General features: G+C 60.8%; 20 protein-coding genes and 1 pseudogene. 12 read left to right on the top strand and 9 right to left on the bottom strand.

The window, feature by feature from the left end; translation table 11 throughout:
- Positions 1-273: 273 nt before the first annotated feature.
- Entirely contained in the window at positions 274-1,377 is a 1,104-nt protein-coding gene (locus N1058_RS17040; protein ID WP_265518802.1) for an N-acetylmuramoyl-L-alanine amidase, read from the bottom strand.
- 766 nt (positions 1,378-2,143) lie between these two features.
- Between N1058_RS17040 and N1058_RS17035 the strand changes: the two genes are divergently transcribed.
- The 6 genes from N1058_RS17035 (at position 2,144) to aat (ending at position 9,866) form a co-directional block, all read left to right on the top strand.
- Entirely contained in the window at positions 2,144-4,798 is a 2,655-nt protein-coding gene (locus N1058_RS17035; protein WP_265518801.1) for an Rne/Rng family ribonuclease, read from the top strand.
- 186 nt (positions 4,799-4,984) lie between these two features.
- Positions 4,985-6,337, top strand: coding sequence for a M48 family metalloprotease (locus tag N1058_RS17030; protein ID WP_265518800.1), 1,353 nt, complete (start codon positions 4,985-4,987; stop codon positions 6,335-6,337).
- A 73-nt stretch (positions 6,338-6,410) separates the two neighbouring features.
- Complete coding sequence (locus N1058_RS17025) at positions 6,411-7,148, top strand: DsbA family protein (protein ID WP_265518799.1); 738 nt, start codon at positions 6,411-6,413, stop codon at positions 7,146-7,148.
- Between the two features lie 257 nt (positions 7,149-7,405).
- Positions 7,406-7,870, top strand: coding sequence for an acetyl-CoA carboxylase biotin carboxyl carrier protein (gene accB, locus N1058_RS17020; RefSeq protein ID WP_265518798.1), 465 nt, complete (start codon positions 7,406-7,408; stop codon positions 7,868-7,870).
- Positions 7,871-7,889: 19 nt separating this feature from the next.
- A complete protein-coding gene (gene accC / locus N1058_RS17015; protein ID WP_265518797.1) occupies positions 7,890-9,233 on the top strand; it encodes an acetyl-CoA carboxylase biotin carboxylase subunit in 1,344 nt (447 codons plus the stop codon).
- Positions 9,234-9,248: 15 nt separating this feature from the next.
- Complete coding sequence (aat, locus tag N1058_RS17010; protein WP_265518796.1) at positions 9,249-9,866, top strand: leucyl/phenylalanyl-tRNA--protein transferase; 618 nt, start codon at positions 9,249-9,251, stop codon at positions 9,864-9,866.
- 30 nt (positions 9,867-9,896) lie between these two features.
- Here the strand turns inward: aat and N1058_RS17005 are convergent, their stop codons facing one another.
- The 4 genes from N1058_RS17005 to gatB all read right to left on the bottom strand — a co-directional run bounded on the left by N1058_RS17005 (position 9,897) and on the right by gatB (position 12,954).
- Positions 9,897-10,376, bottom strand: a complete 480-nt coding sequence (locus N1058_RS17005; RefSeq protein ID WP_420848004.1) for a DUF2155 domain-containing protein — start codon at positions 10,374-10,376, stop codon at positions 9,897-9,899.
- Between the two features lie 49 nt (positions 10,377-10,425).
- Positions 10,426-10,818: an NADH:ubiquinone oxidoreductase subunit NDUFA12 gene (locus tag N1058_RS17000; RefSeq protein WP_265518873.1), complete on the bottom strand. Its 393-nt coding sequence runs from the start codon at positions 10,816-10,818 to the stop codon at positions 10,426-10,428.
- 131 nt (positions 10,819-10,949) lie between these two features.
- The gene (locus N1058_RS16995) at positions 10,950-11,459 is read right to left on the bottom strand and encodes a GNAT family N-acetyltransferase (protein WP_265518795.1); all 510 of its coding nucleotides are present in this window, start codon (positions 11,457-11,459) and stop codon (positions 10,950-10,952) included.
- Positions 11,452-12,954 carry an Asp-tRNA(Asn)/Glu-tRNA(Gln) amidotransferase subunit GatB gene (gene gatB, locus N1058_RS16990; protein ID WP_265518794.1) on the bottom strand — a complete coding sequence of 501 codons (1,503 nt, stop codon included), beginning with the start codon at positions 12,952-12,954 and terminating at the stop codon, positions 11,452-11,454. The genes N1058_RS16995 and gatB overlap by 8 nt, the downstream gene beginning before the upstream one ends.
- A 269-nt stretch (positions 12,955-13,223) precedes the next feature.
- On the opposite strand from gatB, the pseudogene N1058_RS16985 reads away from it, so the two are divergent.
- Positions 13,224-13,480: pseudogene (locus N1058_RS16985) on the top strand (YjhX family toxin).
- Between the two features lie 35 nt (positions 13,481-13,515).
- On the opposite strand, the gene N1058_RS16980 reads toward N1058_RS16985, so the two are convergent.
- Together N1058_RS16980 and N1058_RS16975 are read right to left on the bottom strand one after the other, a co-directional pair.
- Entirely contained in the window at positions 13,516-13,947 is a 432-nt protein-coding gene (locus N1058_RS16980; RefSeq protein WP_265518793.1) for a CBS domain-containing protein, read from the bottom strand.
- Between the two features lie 182 nt (positions 13,948-14,129).
- Entirely contained in the window at positions 14,130-14,873 is a 744-nt protein-coding gene (locus tag N1058_RS16975) for a rhomboid family intramembrane serine protease (protein WP_265518792.1), read from the bottom strand.
- A gap of 349 nt (positions 14,874-15,222) precedes the next feature.
- Here N1058_RS16975 and N1058_RS16970 point away from each other — a divergent pair, with 349 nt between their 5' ends.
- From N1058_RS16970 to N1058_RS16955, 4 genes are all read left to right on the top strand, one after another.
- On the top strand, positions 15,223-15,855 hold the full coding sequence (locus N1058_RS16970) for a PAS domain-containing protein (RefSeq protein ID WP_265518791.1): 633 nt from the start codon (positions 15,223-15,225) through the stop codon (positions 15,853-15,855).
- 112 nt (positions 15,856-15,967) lie between these two features.
- Positions 15,968-16,582 carry a PilZ domain-containing protein gene (locus N1058_RS16965; RefSeq protein WP_265518790.1) on the top strand — a complete coding sequence of 205 codons (615 nt, stop codon included), beginning with the start codon at positions 15,968-15,970 and terminating at the stop codon, positions 16,580-16,582.
- Between the two features lie 123 nt (positions 16,583-16,705).
- A complete protein-coding gene (locus tag N1058_RS16960; protein WP_265518789.1) occupies positions 16,706-17,212 on the top strand; it encodes a hypothetical protein in 507 nt (168 codons plus the stop codon).
- A gap of 222 nt (positions 17,213-17,434) precedes the next feature.
- Positions 17,435-18,046 (top strand): transglutaminase-like cysteine peptidase, encoded by a 612-nt coding sequence (locus N1058_RS16955; RefSeq protein WP_265518788.1) that lies wholly within the window; start codon positions 17,435-17,437, stop codon positions 18,044-18,046.
- A 102-nt stretch (positions 18,047-18,148) separates the two neighbouring features.
- Here the strand turns inward: N1058_RS16955 and N1058_RS16950 are convergent, their stop codons facing one another.
- Positions 18,149-18,670, bottom strand: a complete 522-nt coding sequence (locus N1058_RS16950) for a gamma carbonic anhydrase family protein (protein ID WP_265518787.1) — start codon at positions 18,668-18,670, stop codon at positions 18,149-18,151.
- Positions 18,671-18,790: 120 nt separating this feature from the next.
- Between N1058_RS16950 and N1058_RS16945 the strand changes: the two genes are divergently transcribed.
- Positions 18,791-19,525: a hypothetical protein gene (locus N1058_RS16945; protein WP_265518786.1), complete on the top strand. Its 735-nt coding sequence runs from the start codon at positions 18,791-18,793 to the stop codon at positions 19,523-19,525.
- 7 nt (positions 19,526-19,532) lie between these two features.
- Here the strand turns inward: N1058_RS16945 and N1058_RS16940 are convergent, their stop codons facing one another.
- On the bottom strand, positions 19,533-19,742 hold the full coding sequence (locus tag N1058_RS16940; RefSeq protein ID WP_265518785.1) for a DUF3126 family protein: 210 nt from the start codon (positions 19,740-19,742) through the stop codon (positions 19,533-19,535).
- Between the last annotated feature and the right edge of the window lie 40 nt (positions 19,743-19,782).

The raw sequence follows: 19,782 nt of genomic DNA, 5'->3' as shown, positions 1-19,782 counted from the left end.
AAAAACCGCCGCCGTCGGTCCGAATAACAATCCTTGCGAAGATAGCACCATCATCGCCGCAAGGAAAAACATTGCCGAGCTTCAAGCTCGTCTACACTTCTGCCGCCGCCTTGTGCGCAAAATGGGGCAACCAAATCAGAAAGTGGACAGGGCTGAAACTACGATCCCCACCGTTGCCGCAATGCAACGCTTGCATCTGGCAGTCGAGTGCCTATCCGGTTGTTTTTCCGCTTTTATGTCGATGCAACGTGATTTCACCAACTGCAAGATGCTTTAGCCGCCCGCCCCCGTCTTCGCCGCTACAAACGCCTCTATCGCGCGGACGATATTTTCCGCCGCCCGCCCGCGCCATTCGGCATCCCGCATCAGCGCTTCGTCCTTAGGGTTGGAAAGATAGCCCAGCTCCAACAGGATCGACGGGACGTCCGGCGCCCTCAAGACCTTGAATCCGGCTGAACGTAAAGGGTTATTTACGACATCCACCGCATTTGTCAGCTCGCCCAGCAATGTGCGCGCGAAGCGTATCGAGAATGCATGGGTCTCGCGGCGAATCAGGTCGACGAGGATATCCGCCACCTCGTCGCTCTCCGCCTCCACCGTCATCCCAGCCAGTTGATCCGACAGGTTCTCACGCGCCGCCGTGGCCGCGGCTTCCGCGTCGGAAGCACGCTCCGACAGCGTGTAGATCGTGGCGCCCCGGAAGTTGCGCACACTGATCGCGTCGGCGTGAATGGATATGAGGAGATCGGCATCATTCTGCCGCGCGATGCGCACGCGCTCGTCCAATCGGAGGAAAACATCCCGGTTTCGCGTCAAAACGACGTGATATGCGCCCGTTTCATCCAGTTTGTTCTTCAATTCCAGCGCGAAAGCGAGCGTTATCTGCTTTTCCGAAGTCCCGTTGACGCCCCTCGTACCGCCGTCGATGCCGCCATGCCCGGGATCGATCACTAGCGTAAACTTATTGCCTTCATTGCTCCCCTCGTGCGGTCGCACGGGGGGCGTGTCCGGACGTTTCTCATCGGGCGCTTCACCGATACGCGCTTTCATGGCCGCCTCGAACGTCTCTTCCGAGCCGGCGACGATGTCGACGATCAGCCGGTAGCCGGGTGAATTTTCGTTTTCGAGGACGGAAAGATCCTCCACCATAATTGGCCCGTCCGTCGTCAGAATCATCCGCGAGTGGTCATCGTCCATGTCGCCGTAGCGAACCTTGCCGATCAGCCCCCGCGCCTCGACCGCCTCCGTTCCGATTGCGAAATCAGATCGTGGGAGATCGATCACGATGCGGTGCGGAGACCGCAGCAGGAACCATTTCGGCTCGACCTTGCGGTCCATGTCGAACACGATGCGGGTGCGCGTCTCATCCCCGGCCATTCTGAATTCCGAGATCCGGAGGGGCTCGCCAGGCTCTTGCGCCAAGGCTGATTCGTTCCCGACAGATGACAACGCAATGGCGAAGAACAAGCCAAGCATGCGCAAAAGCGGCTCGTCGGCATTGTTTTCGTTAAAGAGTCTCGGATTGAAAAATCGCATGCGCGTCGACTGCCTTAGTCCCCGAGGCGACATTTATGCCGCAGCTTTTGCCAATATTTGGGCGGGTAGACAAATAACAAGTGCAAAGCAAGCGATCCGGCGCGCCCCGCTTCCGCGCAAATCAGGGTTGCCATGAGGATTGGCAAATCATAAAAGCGGCATTGGACCATCGCAATGCCCGCTGCCGGTATTCCATCCGTGCGGTCGAAATGCGGGCGCAAGGGCGGACAGACAAAGCCGACGCGAGGCGGGCGAAACCGGTGGTCCAGAGAGATTTCTTCAAGGTGTTTACGGCGACGCCGGGACCCTTAGCGTGAGGAAAACGGCCGGGATACATCCTGCGCCGGCTCAATAGTGAGCAAAATAGCGGGTCCGGTTGGCCGGACCCAGGTTGAAACGGTAATGCCAGGCGGTGCGATGGATTTGAGCGCAGTCAGGAAAATGCCCCCGATCTGCCGCAGTGACAATGCGGCCGTGGGGCATCCTGTTGCGCCGACACCCTTGCCGGCAGAACTCAGATTATCCGGCACGAGAGTCCCAATACGGACGGCGGGGCGCGAAAATGCGCTTGCCCACCCCCCGGGACCTGCCGGGGAGACACATCTTTATGCCCAACAAAATGCTGATCGACGCCTCCCATCCGGAGGAAACACGCGTCGTTGTCGTTCGCGGTAGCCGTATCGAAGAATTCGATTTCGAATCACAGGATAAGAAACAGCTACGGGGAAACATCTATCTGGCGCGCGTCACCCGCGTCGAACCCTCACTTCAAGCGGCTTTCGTAGAGTATGGCGGCAATCGCCACGGCTTTCTCGCCTTCAGTGAAATCCACCCCGACTACTACCAGATCCCCGTCGCCGACCGTCAGGCGCTTCTGAAGGCCGAGGCCGAAGAAGCGAAGGCAGCAGACGATGAAGCCGACGAAAAGGAAACCCAGAGTTCAGGGCGCGGCAAGAAGCGCCGCCGTGCAAGCCGGAGCGACAAGAAGGCCCAGACCGAAGCAGCCGCCGAGGGATCGGCGGACGGCGCCCAGGCGCTTGAAGCCCACGCCGACGTGGTTGCCGAAGACGTTGACGCTTCGGGCAACAGCGGCTCTGACAATAATGGCGAGGACGAAGTAGACACGGTGGGCGCGGAAGACGCGCTCGACGAAGCGCAGAACCGCCGGCGTTCGAGCCGCCGCAACTACAAGATCCAGGAAGTCATCAAGCGCCGTCAGATTCTTCTGGTCCAGGTTGTCAAGGAAGAGCGCGGCAACAAGGGTGCAGCGCTGACGACTTATCTGTCGCTTGCCGGACGTTATTCAGTCCTGATGCCGAACACGGCGCGCGGCGGCGGCATATCGCGCAAGATCACCAGCCTGCAGGACCGCAAGCGCCTCAAGGACGTGGTGAAGGACCTTTCCGTGCCGGACGGCATGGGCGTGATCCTTCGCACTGCCGGCGCGAACCGCACCAAGGCCGAGGTGAAGCGCGACTATGAATATCTCATGCGCATGTGGGAACGGGTTCGCAGCCTGACCTTGGAATCGACGGCTCCCGCCCTCGTCTACGAGGAAGGCAGCCTCATCAAGCGGTCCGTGCGTGATCTCTACAACAAGGATATCGATGAAATCCTGGTGGCGGGCGACGAGGGCTATCGCGAAGCCAAGGATTTCATGCGTATGCTCATGCCGAGCCATGCCAAGGCGGTCCAGCCCTATCGCGACAGTGTGCCGATTTTCGCCCGCAACGGGATCGAGGGCCAGCTCGACAAGATGTTGCAGCCGCAGGTGACGCTGAAGTCCGGCGGCTACATCATCATCAACCAGACGGAAGCGCTCGTCGCCATCGACGTCAACTCAGGCCGTTCCACCAAGGAACACTCCATCGAGGATACGGCTCTCCAGACCAATCTGGAGGCGGCTGAGGAAGTGGCGCGGCAGTTGCGGCTGCGCGATCTTGCCGGGCTGATCGTCATCGACTTCATCGATATGGAGGAGAACCGGAACAACCGTTCAGTCGAAAAGCGCCTCAAGGATTGCCTGAAGAACGATCGTGCACGCATTCAAGTGGGTCGCATCTCCCATTTCGGTCTTCTGGAAATGTCGCGCCAGCGCATCCGCGCCAGCGTGCTGGAAAGCACGATGCAGCCCTGCCCCCATTGCGGCGGCACCGGCCATGTGCGCTCCGAATCCTCGGTCGCACTGCTCGTCGTTCGTTCCATCGAGGAATATCTTCTCAAGGATGCCCGCAACGATATCCGAGTGCGCACGCCTTCCTCGACCGCGCTCTACCTGCTTAATCACAAGCGCGCCAATCTCGTCGATCTGGAGAACCGTTTCGGCGTGACGATCACTGTGGAGACAGACGACGAACTGGGCGGTCAGCACTATGCGATCGTCAAGGGGCCGCCCTCCACCCGGGATGTCACCATCGAGATTCCTGCCATCGGGCCGGAAATGCTCGAGCCGGAAGTCGAGGACGAGCCTGAACCAGTCGAGGAAGAAGCCGTCGCAAACGGTCAGGACAGCCAAGAGAGTGCCGGCGAGGACGGCCAGGGACAGGGCCGCAAGCGTCGGCGCAAGCGCCGGCGTCGCGGCGGCCGCGACCGCAACAACCAGGAAGGCGCAGCTGCCGACGGCAGTGGCGCGGACCGACAGTCCCAGGAAGACGGCGACGAAGAACAGCAGCGCGAAGCCGCCTCGACGGACGAGCCGGCGGATGAAGATGGCGCGGGCAGCGAGCGCAAGAAGCGCCACCGGGGCAAGCGCGGCGGTCGGAGAAACCGCCGCGACGAACAGGCCGAGCAGGAGACCGTTTCAGCGGAGGCACGCCCCTCCGGCGACGTCGTTGCTGAGCCCGTCGAGGAAGGTGCATCGCCGCCGGCAAGCAGCGAGGAAGCTCCGGCCATCGAACATGCCGCCGCCGAACCGGCGGAGGCTGCAACGGCCCTCGCCGACGATGAGCTGAGGGTCGAAGACAAGCCCGCCGAGGCCCCTGAAAAGCCGGTAAGGAAGCCAAGGAAGCGGACCTCCCGCGCCAAGGCCGCACCGGCGGAAGCAACTCCCGAGGCAAAACCCACCGAAGCCGAAAGCGGCGACGCCGAACCTGCTCCAGCGGAAAAAAAGAAGCGTACTGCGCCCCGGCGCAAAGTCGCAGCCGCTGAAAATGCGGCAAAAAAGGAGAACCAGAAAATGGAGCCGGTTCTTTCCTCTACCGGCGAGCCGGAAGAGAAAGCGCCGCGCAAATCCGGTTGGTGGCAACGCAAGAGCTTCTTCTGAAAGGCGTTGCGGCGTCGATGAATACGGCAGCCGGGGTTGATGCCCCGGCTGTTTTGTTTTGCTATGGTGGTGACGACCGCCCTCGACGATTTGCTCGCATTTCGCGAGGAAAAGGCGGCAAGGTGCCTTTTCCTCGCCACGAAGCGACCCTACCACCATCCGAAACAAGGATAGCTACGTCAACCGATGCGCATTCTGGCCTTCCTGCTTGCATTCATCCACGCGTTGACCGCCATGCCTGCGGCATACGCCCAGCAAAACGTGCCCATCGTCCGCGATGCGGAGATCGAAGCGCTTGTCCAGGAATATGCGCAGCCAATCCTCAAGGCGGCGGGCCTCAGCCGCTCGGGTATCGAGATCATTCTCGTCAACGATCCCAATTTCAACGCCTTCGTCGCCGGCCGCCGCATCTTCATTCATGCGGGCGCGCTGCTTCTGTCGGAAACGCCGAATGAAATCATTGGCGTGATCGCGCATGAGGCAGGACATATCGCCGGCGGCCACCAGGAGCGGCTGCGCCAGCAATTGGCGCGCGCCAAGACCATGGCCGTGGTCGCGCTTCTCGCCGGCATCGGCGCGGGCGTAGCCGGCGCGGCGTCCGATGCGGGCGGGCTTGCTGGAGCCGGCGTCGGCATTGCAGCCGGCGGCTCCGAGGCGGCCCGGCGCAGCGTGCTTGGCTATCAGCGCACGGAAGAAGCGACCGCCGACCGTTCGGCGATCGAGTATCTGGAACGGACCGGCCAGTCGCCGCGCGGCATGCTGAAAACCTTTGAGCGCATGTCGCGGGACATGGTTCTGGCCGGTGTCAACGTCGACCCCTACCAGCTCAGCCATCCGGTGCCGCGCGAACGTATCTCCAATCTGCAGTCGCTGGTCGAGGCAAGCCGCTTCGCCGACAGGAAGGATCCGCCAGCGCTGCAATTGCGTCACGATTTAATGCGGGCGAAGATCGCCGCCTATACCGCCGGCCGCAATGCAGCCGCCCGCCTTTTCCGCGATCCCAGCAGCCTTCCCCGCGCCTATGCCGACGCCATCACCGCCTATCTCTATGGCAATCCGCGCGATGCGCTGGCGCGCGTCGACCGGCTCATCGCCGTTCAGCCGCGCAACCCCTTTTTCCACGAGCTACGCGCCGAAATCCTGGTGAAAACCAACAATCCGGCCGAAGCCGCCAATGCCTATGCGAAGGCCATAAGCCTTGCACCCGGTTCGTCGGGCCTTCTCCAGGTCGGCTATGGCCAGGCATTGCTTGCGACCGGCGCGCCGGATCTCATGAGGAAGGCCGCGTCCGAACTCAAGGCCGGCCTTACGCGCGAGCCTGAGTATGCCAATGGCTATCGCTTCCTGGCGCAAGCCTATGGGCAGCTCGGCGACATAGGCGCAGCGGAACTGGCGACCGCGGAGGGGCACTTCCATTCCGGCCAGTACCGCGACGCGAAAATATTCGCCGCCCGGGCCCAGATGAAGATGAAGAAGGGCTCACCCGAGTGGCTTCGCGCCCAGGATATCATCGATTACCGGCCGCCGGGTAAGGGGTGAGCACTGTGAACCTTTGCCGAGCTTGCCACACAAAGAATTGCGTTCAACGAATTACAATGAAATGGAAACGATCATGAGAAAATTGCTTATTGCCGCCGGTGCATCTTCGCTCCTGGCCCTTTCTGCGGCGCAGGCGTTCAGCGCGGACAACGCCGTTACCCGTGATGACGTTGGGCAGATCGTGCGCGAATATCTTCTCGACAACCCCGAAATACTGATCGAGATGCAGACGATCCTGGAAGACAGGCAAAAACAGGAACAGCGTATCGCCCAGGAACAGATCATCGCCCAGTCGTCGCAGACGTTGTTCAACAGCGCCTATGACGGCATTGTCGGCAACCCCGACGGCGACGTGACCGTGGTCGAGTTTTTCGACTACAATTGCGGCTATTGCAAACGCGCCTTGTCGGACATGGAAGCCCTTATCGAGGAGAACCCGAACCTGCGCTTCGTTATGAAGGAATTTCCGATCCTCGGCCCTGATTCCCAGAAGGCGCATGTCGTTTCCATGGCGTTCCGGAAACTGATGCCGGAGAAATACGCAGAGTTTCACACCCAGCTTCTGGGCGGCACCGGACGTGCCGATGAGGACAGCGCCATTCAGGTCGCCCTCGGCCTCGGCGCCGATGAAACCGCGCTGCGCGAGGCGATGAGGGACGATGCGATCGTCGCGGCGATCAATGAAACCTACGAACTGGCGAACAAGCTGCAGATCACCGGAACGCCGTCCTATGTCGTCGGCAAGGAGCTCGTGTTCGGCGCGTTAGGCAAGGACACGCTGAGCGAAAAGATCAAGACAGCGACCCAATAGAAGGCGCGGCCTGTGGACAGGAAGAGAAGTTCCTTGCGCTCTTTCCGGCAGTCACTAAGCCATTTATAGAGAACCGGCGGCAGAGCTGCCGCTGGCGGGGAACTTGAGGGCAATGGACGACGTCATAGTCATTTCCAATGTGGCTTTCGCCCCGCATTGCGTGATATGCGCGCGGCAGGATTGTTGATGCGCAAGTGCATTTTCCGCAACAGGTCAGGCCAAAGAGCATCGCCAGGTATGACGAAAGAGATCGTGAAATGAAAAAGACCGGTGTAGACCAGCAATTGATCCGTGACCTTGCAGGCATCCTCGACGAAACCCGGCTGACGGAGATCGAGGTCGAGGACGGCGATATGCGCATTCGCGTATCAAGACAGTCTCCCTCGGTCCAGGCATCACTTCCCGCTGCACCGGCTGCCGCTCCGGCCCCTGCCCAGGCCGCCGTTACGAGCGCCCCGACGGAAAAAGAACCGGCCGCCGCCGACAGCAAGAACGCGGTACCCTCGCCCATGGTCGGCACCGCCTACCGTTCGTCCACACCTGGCGCGGCCCCCTTCATCGAAATCGGCCAGGCGGTCAAGGAAGGGCAGACATTGCTCATCATCGAGGCAATGAAAACGATGAACCAAATCCCCTCGCCCCGTTCCGGCACGGTAACCGCGATCCTATTCGAGGACGCGCAGCCGGTGGAATATGGCGAACCGCTCGTCGTCATCGAATAGAGCGGAGCAGCCCGGCGCCATGTTTCAGAAAATCCTCATTGCCAATCGCGGCGAAATCGCCCTCAGGGTGCTGCGCGCGGCCAAGGAACTCGGCATCCAGACCGTGGCGGTGCATTCCACCGCCGACGCGGACGCGATGCATGTGCGGCTGGCGGACGAGAGCGTTTGCATCGGCCCCCCCGCATCCCGCGACAGCTATCTCAACATCCACCAGATTCTGGCGGCCTGCGAGATCACCGGCGCCGACGCGGTTCATCCCGGCTACGGCTTCCTTTCGGAGAACGCCAAGTTCGCGGAAATCCTAGCCGCCCACAACCTCACCTTCATCGGGCCCACCGCCGACCACATCCGCGTGATGGGCGACAAGATCGAAGCCAAGCGCACCGTCAAGAAGCTCGGCATCCCGGTCGTGCCGGGTTCGGAAGGCGCCGTTACCGACGACCGCGAGGCCAAGCGCATCGCCGCCGACATCGGCTATCCGGTGCTGGTGAAGGCCTCAGCCGGCGGCGGAGGACGCGGCATGAAGGTCGCGCGCACCGAGGACGATCTTTCCGAGGCGCTCTCGACAGCGCGGAACGAGGCCGGTTCGGCCTTTGGCGACGACGCCGTCTATATCGAGAAATACCTTGAAAAGCCGCGCCACATCGAAGTCCAGGTCATGGGCGACGGCATGGGCAAGGCCATTCATCTGGGCGAGCGCGACTGCTCCCTGCAACGCCGGCACCAGAAAGTGTGGGAAGAGGCCAATTCGCCCGCCCTCAATGTCGAGCAGCGCACGAGGATCGGCGAGACTGTGTCGAAGGCCATGGCGGATCTCGGCTATTCCGGTGCCGGCACGATCGAGTTTCTCTACGAGAACGGCGAGTTCTATTTCATCGAGATGAACACCCGCCTGCAGGTGGAGCACCCCGTGACCGAGGCCATCACCGGCATCGACCTCGTGCATGAGCAGATACGTGTGGCCTCCGGTGGCGGCCTGTCGGTCACGCAGGAAGAGGTGCGTTTCCACGGCCACGCCATCGAGTGCCGCATCAACGCGGAAGATCCGCGCACCTTCGTGCCCTCGCCCGGCACGATCACCCATTTCCATACGCCGGGAGGTCTCGGCGTCCGCGTCGATTCGGGCGTCTATTCCGGCTACCGCATCCCCCCCTATTATGACAGCCTGATCGGCAAGCTGATCGTGCATGGGCGGAATCGCGTTGAATGCATGATGCGGCTGCGCAGGGCTCTTGACGAATTCGTGGTCGATGGCATCAATTCCACCTTGCCGCTCTTTCGGGATCTTGTCGGCAACGTCGATGTGGCGAACGGCGACTATGACATTCACTGGCTGGAGAACTATCTGGCGAAGTCCGCCTGAGGGGAGACCGGGGCGATGACCCGCCCCTTTGCTCCTGGCTACCGGATTCCGCCGGACCTGCTGCTGCGGGCATACGCGACCGGCGTTTTCCCGATGGCCGAACATGCCGATGATCCGGAAGTCTTCTGGGTGCGTCCGGAAGTCCGGGGAGTCATGCCGCTCGACCGTTTCCATGTGCCGCGCAGCCTAAGGAAACTGATACGCTCAGCCCCTTTCGATATTCGCTACGATTTTGATTTCGATGCCGTCATCGATGCCTGTGCCGAACCGGGTCCCGACCGCCAGGATACCTGGATCAACCGCCCCATCCGCGAAGCCTATTCCGCCCTGTTCGAGGCCGGTCACTGCCACACGGTCGAGGCATGGCGGGACGAAAAGCTTGTCGGCGGGCTATACGGCGTCACCCTCGGCCGCGCCTTCTTCGGCGAAAGCATGTTCTCACGGGAGCCCAACGCATCCAAGGTGTGCCTGGTACATCTTGTAGAACGGCTGAAAGCACGATCGTTCGTGCTGCTCGACACACAGTTCACCACCCCGCATCTCAAGCGCTTCGGCGCCGTCGACGTTCCACGGCGGCGCTACGAAACGCTGCTGGCACAAGCTCTGGGCGATTCCGCCAAGTTCAACGATTGAGGAAAGCCGGGGTCGATTGGCAGCGGTGAGTCAGGATTCTTGCGGTGGCGGGACATCGGACGTCTTCTTGCAGGTTTTCAGCCAGACGTCGTAAACGGCATGTTCCACCGCATTGAGACCGGGGCTTTCGGCAAACATCCAGCCTGTAAAGATGCGCCTGATCTTGCGGTCGAGGGTGATCTCGTCCACCTCCACGAACGCATCCGTCTTGGGTTCGGCACCTTCCGGCGAACTGTAGCAAACCCGCGGCGTGACCTGCAACGCACCGAACTGCACGGTCTCGTCGAGATAGACGTCGAAGGTGATGATCCGGCCAGTAATCTTATCGATCCCGGCGAACTCCGCGACGGGATTGGCGATGCGCTCTTCCGCCACCGCTGGCACCGCCGCCAACAGGCCGATAGCAGCCACCAAAATGAATTTTCCTGTAGGCACGGTCACCACGCGATATCGATTCCGTTCTGTCCATACCAAGCGTTGAGGTGCACCGCCCCATCGCCGATCCGCCATGTGCTAATGCACAAATATGGCAGGAATTCCCCTCACCCGCGGTTTCAGGTCATGGTGTCCAGGCGTCGTAGTCGCCGGTAACGCGCGGCCTGTCTTCCTTGGAAAGGATCGAGCCGTCGGGGCGATAGGCGATCGGCGTTCCCGTCAGATTGGGCAAGTGCGGCTTCTGCCACTCGCGTGCCTTATAGTTCTCGTCAACCGGCGCGACATCGACCTTTTGATGCAGCCAGCCGTGCCAGCCCGGCGGCACCATCGAGGCCTCCGCAAGACCGTTATAGATCACCCAGCGCCGTGTGCGGCCTTCCGAATCGGTTCCGCCCTGATAATAGATGTTACCAAACTCGTCTTCACCGACGCGCTCGCCCTTGCGCCACGTATGGAAGCGCGTGCCAAGCGTCTGGCCATTCCACCAGGTGAAAAACTGAAGCAGGAAATTCTTCATCGCTTCCTCAAGCCTCTGGGTCGTTGGCGGCACTTGGGCCTGCCTGCGGGTATAAAGCCGCCATGTGCCTTATGGCGTCCATGGCCGGCGAAGGCAAGGCCCTCCATGGCCATTGATCGGTGGACCGGGGGTTACACTGCACGCTCGAGAATGAGCGCCGGCAAATGGTCGCCCTGTCCACCGCAATCGCCGGTGCGGCCCACCTGTCCGAAGCCGCGTGAAACGTAGAAGCGGATGGCCTGCACATTCGTCTCCTCCACTTCCAGCCGCACCTTGCGCGCCTGCGGAAAGCTCTCGATGATTTCGTCTAGTAGCATACCGCCTATTCCGCGCCCCTGTTCGCCGGGACGCACGTAAAGCTGATGCAACATCATGACATTCCCCTGATCCCGGGCGCTTGCGAAGGCCATCCCGACCAGCCGCTGGCCGTCGTCGGCGACCAGGAATTCGCCATCCGTCTGGTCGATTCGCGCAACCACCGTCTCCCGTGATTGCCAGCGCGCGACGATGTCGCGCACGCGGTCGTGGCCATAGATGCCGTCATAGGTGTCGTGCCAGGTCTGCGAAAGCAGTTCGCGCAGGCTGTCGATATCGCCGTGCGCCGCCGTTCGGATGAAAACCGGTAAGCCAGCCTCAGCCATCAATCCCTAGCTTTTCCTTCACGAGCACGTTGACCGCCTGCGGGTTGGCCTTGCCGCCCGTCGCCTTCATAACCTGGCCGACGAACCAGCCCGCAAGCGTCGGCTTTGCCTTGACCTGCTCGACCTTGTCGGGATTGGCGGCAATGACGTCGTCCACCGCCTTCTCTATGGCGCCGGCGTCCGTTACCTGCTTCATCCCGCGTTCCTCGACCAGAACACCTGGATTACCTCCTTCGCTGAAGACGATCTCGAACAGGTCCTTGGCAATCTTCCCCGAAATGGTGCCGTCCTTGATCAGATCGATTATCGCGCCAAGCTGATCCGGTGAAACAGGCGTATTTTCAATGTCTTTGCCAGCCTTGTTCAGGGCGCCCAGAAGATCATTGATAACCCAGTTTGCGGCAGCCTTGCCATCGCGGCCTTCCGCCACCTTCTCGAAATAGTCGGCGACAGCCTTTTCCGAGACCAGCACGGAGGCGTCATATTCAGAAAGGCCGAGCTTCTCCATGAAGCGCGCCTTCTTTTCGTCGGGCAACTCCGGCAGGTGCTGCGCCAGCGCATCGACATAGGCCTGGTCGAATTCGAGTGGCACCAGGTCGGGATCGGGGAAGTAGCGATAGTCATGCGCTTCCTCCTTGGAGCGCATCGAGCGCGTCTCGCCCTTGGCAGGGTCGAACAGCCGCGTCTCCTGGTCGATGGTGCCGCCATCCTCCAGGATCGCGATCTGGCGGCGCGCTTCCGATTCGATGGACTGGCCAACGAAGCGGATCGAGTTGACGTTCTTGATCTCGCAGCGCGTGCCGAAAGGTGCACCTGGCCGGCGCACGGAAACATTCACGTCGGCGCGCATGGAGCCTTCGTCCATATTGCCGTCGCATGTGCCGAGATAGCGAAGGATCGTGCGCAGCTTCGTGAGAAACGCCTTGGCCTCGTCGGAGGAACGGATATCGGGCTTGGACACGATCTCCATCAGCGCGACGCCTGAGCGGTTGAGGTCGACATAGGACATGGTCGGATGCTGGTCGTGCATCGATTTGCCCGCGTCCTGTTCCAAGTGCAGTCGTTCAATACCGACCTCGATCTCCTCGAAACTGCCGTCCTTAGCCGGGCCGACCGAGACGATGACGACCCCCTCGCCAACGATCGGCTGCTTGTACTGCGAAATCTGGTAGCCCTGCGGCAAGTCGGGATAGAAGTAGTTCTTGCGGTCGAAAATGGAGCGGTGGTTTATCTGGGCCTTGAGGCCGAGACCGGTGCGGATCGCCTGCCTGACGCATTCCTCATTGATCACCGGTAACATGCCGGGCATGGCGGCATCCACCAGCGAGACATTGGAGTTCGGCTCGGCGCCGAACGCAGTCGAAGCGCCCGAAAAAAGCTTGGCGTGCGAGGAGATCTGCGCGTGGATTTCCATGCCGACGATCACTTCCCATTCGCCGGTCGCGCCGGAAATCAGCCGTTTTGGATCGGGCAAACGCGTGTCGATAATGGTCATGAGGTGCTCAGTCGATTTCGGATAAAACTGGGAACTCGCTAGACCAATCAGCCCTGCGAGGCAAGCAAAACGGCCCTTATTCCTCGCCTGCCTTATTGTAATGGACCTTCCCACCAAGGGAGCCTCTATATCCAGCTACCTGGAGACCTGCTGAAACGTCCTGAACCCAACTCGGGCCAGGGCATGAAAACAGAGCATCCGCGCTGCCCAAGGCGGTGCGGCGTTTCTCATTGGCTAATCGCATTCGCCGCAGGTTTCCAGGTACGACAATGGACATATCGGGTGCTGAACAGCGCGTTCGTCACATCCTCGCCAGGGCGGGCACATTGCTGTTGAAAAGGACGATAATGGTGAACTTGAGCAGCTTCGCTGCATCACGAGGGAAGGCTGGGGCTTTCCCGGTCTCGATCTCAGATTGTTCAGGAAACTGAAACGCAAGAGAGTCGTTTCACCGCGCAGTGGCGGCCCCTATCGCATCACACGGCGAGAATTGGAGCTGGTGCGCGCTCAACTCGACAACAGGTGATGCGGAGTTCCTGCGGAAGGTTTCGACCTCTCCCTTCAGGCGGTTGAAATGTAGCTGCGAATATCCTCCGCCTCGCGTTCCACTTCCTCGATGCGCCGTTTCACCACATCGCCAATGGAGATAATGCCGTCGAGGCGTCCGTTCTTCTCCACGGGAAGGTGGCGAAAGCGGCCCTCGGTCATGACCTGCATGACATCGTTGACCGTGTTCTCCTCGTGGCAAACCTTCACGCGTGCTGTCATGACGGACGAGACCTGTTTGGCGAGCGCCTTGGCGCCCTCCTTTCCGACCACGCGCACGATGTCGCGCTCCGAAAGAATGCCGCCGATACGGTCGTCGCCGCTGAGCACCACAACAGCACCGATACCTTGCTCTGCCAGCAATGCGGCCGCTTCGGCCAAGGTCTTGCTCGCCGCAATAGTGACGACATCGCGCCCCTTTTTGTCCAAAATGGCTTTCACGGTCATGGCGATCTCCTCATCGCATTGACAGCCGGCATACTCATCCGGCCCAGTAGTATTTTGCAATCAGGTGGAATCACCTGACGTCCGCATAAATGCGGAAAAACAAGAAGTAGAGCGTCCCTTGTACGTCCGGCGGCGCTCTAGGCGCGATGTTGCGACGGGCTGCCGCAGTTTGCAAGGCCGGATCAGTGGTCCTGCGACGCCAGATTTTTCTCGGCCGGCATGAAGGCTTTAACGAAGAAGAAGCCGACGAGAAAGCCGCCAATATGCGCCTCCCAGGCAATCGGCGGCGCTCCCGGCCCTGCGCCCATACCAAGCCCTACCACGAGATTGACCACCATCCACACGGCCAGGAACGTCATTGCCGTGCGCGAGCGCAGTACCGCGTTCAGGGGAAGAACAGGACCGGCGAAGCCCGCCTTACCCGCCCGCCGGTCGATGCGAAAGGCAAAGCGCGCCGCCGCCCCCATCATGCCGGAAATGGCGCCTGAGGCGCCGACGAGCGGCACTGCGTCATAAGGATGAAGGACGAAATGAAGACCGACAGCGGCGAGAACTGTTGCAATCCAGAACAGAATGAAGCGGCGTGTGCCAATTCGGTTCGCAAGCGGCGAGCCGAATGCCGCAAGCCAGATCATATTGACCGTCAGGTGCGCCCACCCGCCGTGCAGGAACGCGTAGGTCAACGGGCTTGTCAGCCACGGAAGATCTATCGCAAAGCCACCCGTATATCGCAGCGGAATGAAGGCGAAGTTGAGGAGCACGAACTGCTCGAAAGCCGGGCCGGCGACATACAGCCTCACAAGATGAACGGCGACGCATATGCCAATAAAGGCGACCACGACCGGCGGCAGGTTGAATATCGGCTCACGGCCACGCGGGGGCTCGCGGCCGCCCTCATCATGCTCTTTTCCCATCTGGTCGGTCATCGATCGCGCATATCCTGCATGATTTCTCCTGCAGGCGCGTAACAGACAACCAGGTAAAAAAGAAGCCGCCCAGTTTGTCCCCTGAGCGGCTTCCCGGTCGAGCCCCCCTGCCGCCCCTCAGTTCTTTGCTGGAGATTTCGGCGTTTCGCTCGTGTTTGTGAGGCGCTTTGTGCCACTCCTTCGCCAAGGCTTCAACGTCAACCCTTTCTTAACCTTAACAAACCCTTCCCGTGCACAAGTTCCGCGGGGGCTGGCATGGCACCTGCATCATCCTGCATGAAGACGGGCGAAGCGCTGCTTCTGTCCGTTCATGGGACAGAAACGTTACTTCAGGATGGGACTGGACGGCATGAAACAGGACGGAACCTTAGAGCTGTTCCAATATTGGAACAGGCTTCGCGGACGCCGCCCCGCTCCTCAGCGCACTGAGATCGAGCCGGCAGACATCAAGTCTCGACTAGCCGACACCTTCATTCTCGAACGCGATGCGCGCGGAGAACCGATATTCCGACTGGCGGGCACGCGGCTCTGCGCCATGCACGGCAAGGAACTCAAGGGCCATTCCTTCACATCGCTGTGGAGCGAGTGGGACCACGGCCTCATTAGCAGGCTGTCCCGCAATGTCTTCGACGATGCGTCGGTGGTCGTCGTCTCGTTCCACGGCACAAGCCACAATCAGCGCACGCTGGAGCTTGAGATGATCATCCTGCCGCTGGAAGGCGGAAGTGAAAGCCCGAGGGCGCTGGGCGCGATCAGCCCCTGCGAAAAGCCCTTCTGGCTGGGCGCCGATCCTATCGTGGAGTCCAGGCTCGAATCTTTCCGTCTGATCGATCCCGACCGGGAGCCGCTCCTTCTCGGTAATCGCCCCGCAATCCCCTCGCCATCCCTGTCGCCAGACGACAAGTCGCTCGACAGCGGGCCGGGCGCCGGCACGGGCCGACGTATTCGCCATCTCGTCGTCTTCAAGGGCGGCAAGAGCTAGAATGAGGCATCGCACGCATCGCGAATTACCCGTTGTTAACGATTAAGCGATACATTTGCGACTAATATGCCGGCACACCTAGTTTCGATGCCGCGCCGCGAAGGTGGTCCAGATGGCATTTGCAACAACCGCAGCGAAATCCACGCCAGCGCATTCGGAGCGGCGCGGGTTCCAGCGTGTCGCAATCTCGATCTTCGGCCGCTACATGCTTCAGGATCGCTCTGAATATTCCTGCCGGGTGGTCGACATGTCGCCAGGCAACGTCGCTCTGCAAGCCGAGATGGCCGGTCGTCCGGGCGAGCGTGTCATCGCCTATCTCGATCATATCGGCCGCATCGAAGGCATCATCACGCGTAGGCTGGACGATGGATTCGCCATGACGATCGTCGCCTCCGAGCGCAAACGCGACAAGCTAGCGGCGCAGCTGACATGGCTCGCCAACCGGCATGAGCTGGACCTGCCCGAAGACCGGCGCCACGAGCGCATAACGCCACGCAATCCGCTCACCCATATCCGCCTGGCGGACGGTCAGGACCACCCCTGCCGCATTGTCGACCTCTCGCAGTCGGGCGCGGCCGTCGAGATGGAGTACAAGCCAGCCATCGGCACGCAGGCCTTTCTCGGTACCATACGCGGGCAGATCGTGCGTCATTTCGACGACGGCGTGGCAATCGAATTCGCCGTGGTTCAGGAACAGACTACCCTCGACGTCGAGTTCTCCGGGTAGAAACGCCTTTCACAGCCGCGACACATGCCGCCTGTAGACTGCGTCACGGGCTGATTTGATGCGCTCGCAGATACGGCATCCGCCCGGGCCGCAGCGGAGGCGCTCGAACACGACCGGCGTGGTTTGCTGGCACAGGCGGTACTGTCCGACGATGCCCTTTCGTCCATCTGCGGGTTCGCTATCTGGCCTTGTCGCAAGCTGTCTTCGAGCGGCTATTCCACACTCATCGACTGGAGACGGACGAGCACGTGGGGTCACCCCTATGCCAGCTTGCTCCCGCTGGCTTTCGATGAGCCGAATGATCGGACGCTGACCGTGCGCGGCACTCTGCGCCCGGAATGTTGCGCCGGACATTTCCCGGAATACCCATCATGGCCGGTAGCGATCATAGGCTACAACGCCGTGCGCGTGATGGAGCGGCTTCTGCATCACTTTGCCGGCAACGAGGCCGAATACACGATCATCTCAGCCAGTATCGCTTCAAACAAGCTGGTCTCGGCAGCCTCCCCGCTCCTCTTCCGGGCCACCTGCACTTCCGCCTCCAAAGGGCTTTCGCATTATGCATTTTCATGTCTCGTACTGTGCGGCGAGGAGAAGGTCGCCCGCTTCACGACGGAAACGCGCCTCTAAGACATCGAAGGAGTTCCATGAGCAGGTGGGTCGCAAGGTAGTTTTCGCCGCTCCGGATCGCCGTAGTCCCGAGCTGGAATTGCCTGCATGGTTACCAAATGGCTTAGCCGATAGAGACGATTTTATACTTGTTTTCCAAAAACTTGTACTTAGTTTTACTGCGTGTTTTTGCGCTGAATAAATCGGGCCGTGGCATTGTCTCCTCAAACGGGGAGACACAAAATGCTTTTCAGGAAACAGCTTCCGCTTTTGGCGGCCGCGGCCATGATACTCGGCCTGATGGGGGCTTCGGAGGCCGCCTCGGATTTCATGACGACGGGCAGCGTCACCAGTCAGCCGGTGGGCCACTACGAACTCTGCGCGAGGAGCCCGGACGAGTGCCGCCAAGTGACGCAACGCACCGCGCCGGTCGAACTGACGCGGGATCTGTGGGATCAGATCATCGACATCAACAACAGGGTTAACCTGACGGTGATCCCGCGCACCGACATGGAGCTGTGGGGCGTCGAGGAATTCTGGTCCTATCCGGACGCCTTCGGCGATTGCGAGGACTATGTTCTCGAAAAGCGCCGGCTTCTGAGGGAGGCTGGTGTGCCAGCGGGCAACCTGCTCATCACCGTCGTGCGCCAGCCCAATGGCGACGGCCATGCGGTTCTGACGATCAACACCAGCATGGGCGATTATGTCCTCGACAATATCGAGCCCCGCGTCCTTGCCTGGTCGCAAACGCAATATGAGTTCCTGAAGCGCCAGTCGGCCAGCAATTCGGGCAAGTGGGTGTCCGTCAACGATGGCCGTTCGGTTGCCGTGGGTGCGGTCTCGTCCAACCGCTGAGGATTTCGAATACCCGGTCGAGTCCCCACCTCCCCGTCCCCAACGACCGGGTTACGGAGCCGGCCCTGTCCCCGGGCCGGCTCCACCCTTCAATGCACTGCATTAGAGCTGCCGCAACCCGACCCGGAAACGTCTGGCGTTTTCGATATAGTGCAAGGCCGATCCCCGGAGCGCCTCAATCGCCGCATCGTCCAGTTCGCGAACCGCCTTTGCGGGAGAGCCAACGATAAGGGATCGCTCGGGAAAGCTCTTGCCTTCCGTCACCAGCGCGCCGGCTCCCACCAGGCAATTGGAGGCGATGCGCGCGCCGTTGAGCACGATCGCCCCCATGCCGATCAGCACATTGTCGCCCAGGATGCAGCCGTGCAGCATGGCGCGGTGCCCGATGGTGCAGCCCTCGCCGATGGTCAGTGGAAAGCCCATGTCGGTGTGCATCACCGTATGCTCCTGCACATTGGTTCCAGCGCCGATGATGATGGGCTCGTTGTCGCCGCGCAGCACGCTGCCGAACCATATGCCGACATGCCGCCCAATCCTCACATCGCCGATCACTGTGGCATCAGGAGCCACCCACGCCGTGTCGGGCAGGTCCGGGCTTCTGTCGTCAAGCTGATAGATCGGCATCGATGTCTCCCATGCGTTGAAGCGCCCGTGTCGGCAGTGTCTCGCACCGACCGGTCCTTTACCTGCCATTTACCATAAATGGCCATGCTGCAAGCGGGGTCGGGCAAGCGGGAGGCACTATTGAACACCGTCGCCATATCGGAAGGCAATGTCGAGACAGGTGCGCGGCGTATTCCGCTTCTGGGACGCGCCTTCTACGGCTTTGCCGCGTTGGCGTTTGTGGCGCTTTGCATCAAGCTTGCAGCCATCTGGTTTGGCGGGATGATCTCGGCCGGCGGCCATACCGATTCGACGATCGAGCGCGAGATCGTCATCGGCAACGATGTCCTGCGGGTTCCGGAGAATCTGATCCGCTTCGGCCAAGCAAGGCGCGACGGCATCCAGCAGCGGCTTGATCTTTATCTTCGTTGGCCGGAACTGGAAGGCTATTCGCGAGAGGCGCGCGACGATTTCAACCATGCGGGCGGAGCGAAAAGGATCCTGTTCCTGTCCTTCGAGCCGAAGGTTCTTTCCCGCGACATGAGCGCCAGGCTGGAGCCAATCTACAGCCACGTGATCGAACGCGAGGCGGCCGACGGGCCGGCGGGTCTTCTGCTCTACCGCTTTTCGGAAAAGTCAGGCTATGTGAACGAACAATTGGCGGTCGGCTATGGGCAAGGTACGGGCCCGTTCGTCACCCGGTGCCTGGAAGGCGAGATGGCCCGCCAGTCGCTTGCGGCCTGCGAGCGCGACGTTCACATAGGCGATGACCTGTCGCTCACCTACAGATTTCCGCTGGAACTTCTGCCCGAATGGCGCACCCTGGACCCGGCTATCATCCGCAAAGCGCGCACGCTCCTGCGGACCGACGGATAGACGAAATCTACTCTAGGTCGATATCGAGAATTGCCATCGAGAAATTGTAGGAAAGCTCGCCTTCCTCTTCATCCTTGAAGATGATTCCGAGGAACTCGTCGCCCAGATAAAGCTCGCACGAATCGTCCTTGCGCGGGCGCGCCTTCACCATCAGCGACGGGTTGTTGAACGTGCGCTTGAAATAGGCGTCGAGCTTTCTGATCTCTTCGGGCTTCAACAAACTTCTCCGGGGGCTGTTCCGTTTCGGCAAGGCCGTG

This window comes from Nitratireductor luteus, assembly GCF_026162365.1.
GTDB classification, from domain to species: domain Bacteria; phylum Pseudomonadota; class Alphaproteobacteria; order Rhizobiales; family Rhizobiaceae; genus Chelativorans; species Chelativorans luteus.
The sequence above is the reverse complement of the archived record's forward strand: the minus strand, read 5'-3'. Positions and strand labels throughout refer to the sequence as shown.

Bases quoted from the DNA above. Each gene is read 5' to 3' on its own strand.
- N1058_RS16965 (WP_265518790.1), top strand. From the start codon at position 15,968: ATGGCATTTGCAACAACCGCAGCGAAATCCACGCCAGCGCATTCGGAG.
- N1058_RS16950 (WP_265518787.1), bottom strand. From the start codon at position 18,670: ATGCCGATCTATCAGCTTGACGACAGAAGCCCGGACCTGCCCGACACG.
- accC (WP_265518797.1), top strand. From the start codon at position 7,890: ATGTTTCAGAAAATCCTCATTGCCAATCGCGGCGAAATCGCCCTCAGG.
- N1058_RS17025 (WP_265518799.1), top strand. From the start codon at position 6,411: ATGAGAAAATTGCTTATTGCCGCCGGTGCATCTTCGCTCCTGGCCCTT.
- N1058_RS17005 (WP_420848004.1), bottom strand. From the start codon at position 10,376: ATGGCGGATCGGCGATGGGGCGGTGCACCTCAACGCTTGGTATGGACA.
- N1058_RS16980 (WP_265518793.1), bottom strand. From the start codon at position 13,947: ATGACCGTGAAAGCCATTTTGGACAAAAAGGGGCGCGATGTCGTCACT.
- accB (WP_265518798.1), top strand. From the start codon at position 7,406: ATGAAAAAGACCGGTGTAGACCAGCAATTGATCCGTGACCTTGCAGGC.
- N1058_RS17040 (WP_265518802.1), bottom strand. From the start codon at position 1,377: ATGGCCGGGGATGAGACGCGCACCCGCATCGTGTTCGACATGGACCGC.
- N1058_RS17035 (WP_265518801.1), top strand. From the start codon at position 2,144: ATGCCCAACAAAATGCTGATCGACGCCTCCCATCCGGAGGAAACACGC.
- N1058_RS17000 (WP_265518873.1), bottom strand. From the start codon at position 10,818: ATGAAGAATTTCCTGCTTCAGTTTTTCACCTGGTGGAATGGCCAGACG.
- N1058_RS16975 (WP_265518792.1), bottom strand. From the start codon at position 14,873: ATGACCGACCAGATGGGAAAAGAGCATGATGAGGGCGGCCGCGAGCCC.
- N1058_RS16995 (WP_265518795.1), bottom strand. From the start codon at position 11,459: ATGGCTGAGGCTGGCTTACCGGTTTTCATCCGAACGGCGGCGCACGGC.
- aat (WP_265518796.1), top strand. From the start codon at position 9,249: ATGACCCGCCCCTTTGCTCCTGGCTACCGGATTCCGCCGGACCTGCTG.
- N1058_RS16955 (WP_265518788.1), top strand. From the start codon at position 17,435: ATGCTTTTCAGGAAACAGCTTCCGCTTTTGGCGGCCGCGGCCATGATA.
- N1058_RS17030 (WP_265518800.1), top strand. From the start codon at position 4,985: ATGCGCATTCTGGCCTTCCTGCTTGCATTCATCCACGCGTTGACCGCC.
- N1058_RS16970 (WP_265518791.1), top strand. From the start codon at position 15,223: ATGAAACAGGACGGAACCTTAGAGCTGTTCCAATATTGGAACAGGCTT.
- gatB (WP_265518794.1), bottom strand. From the start codon at position 12,954: ATGACCATTATCGACACGCGTTTGCCCGATCCAAAACGGCTGATTTCC.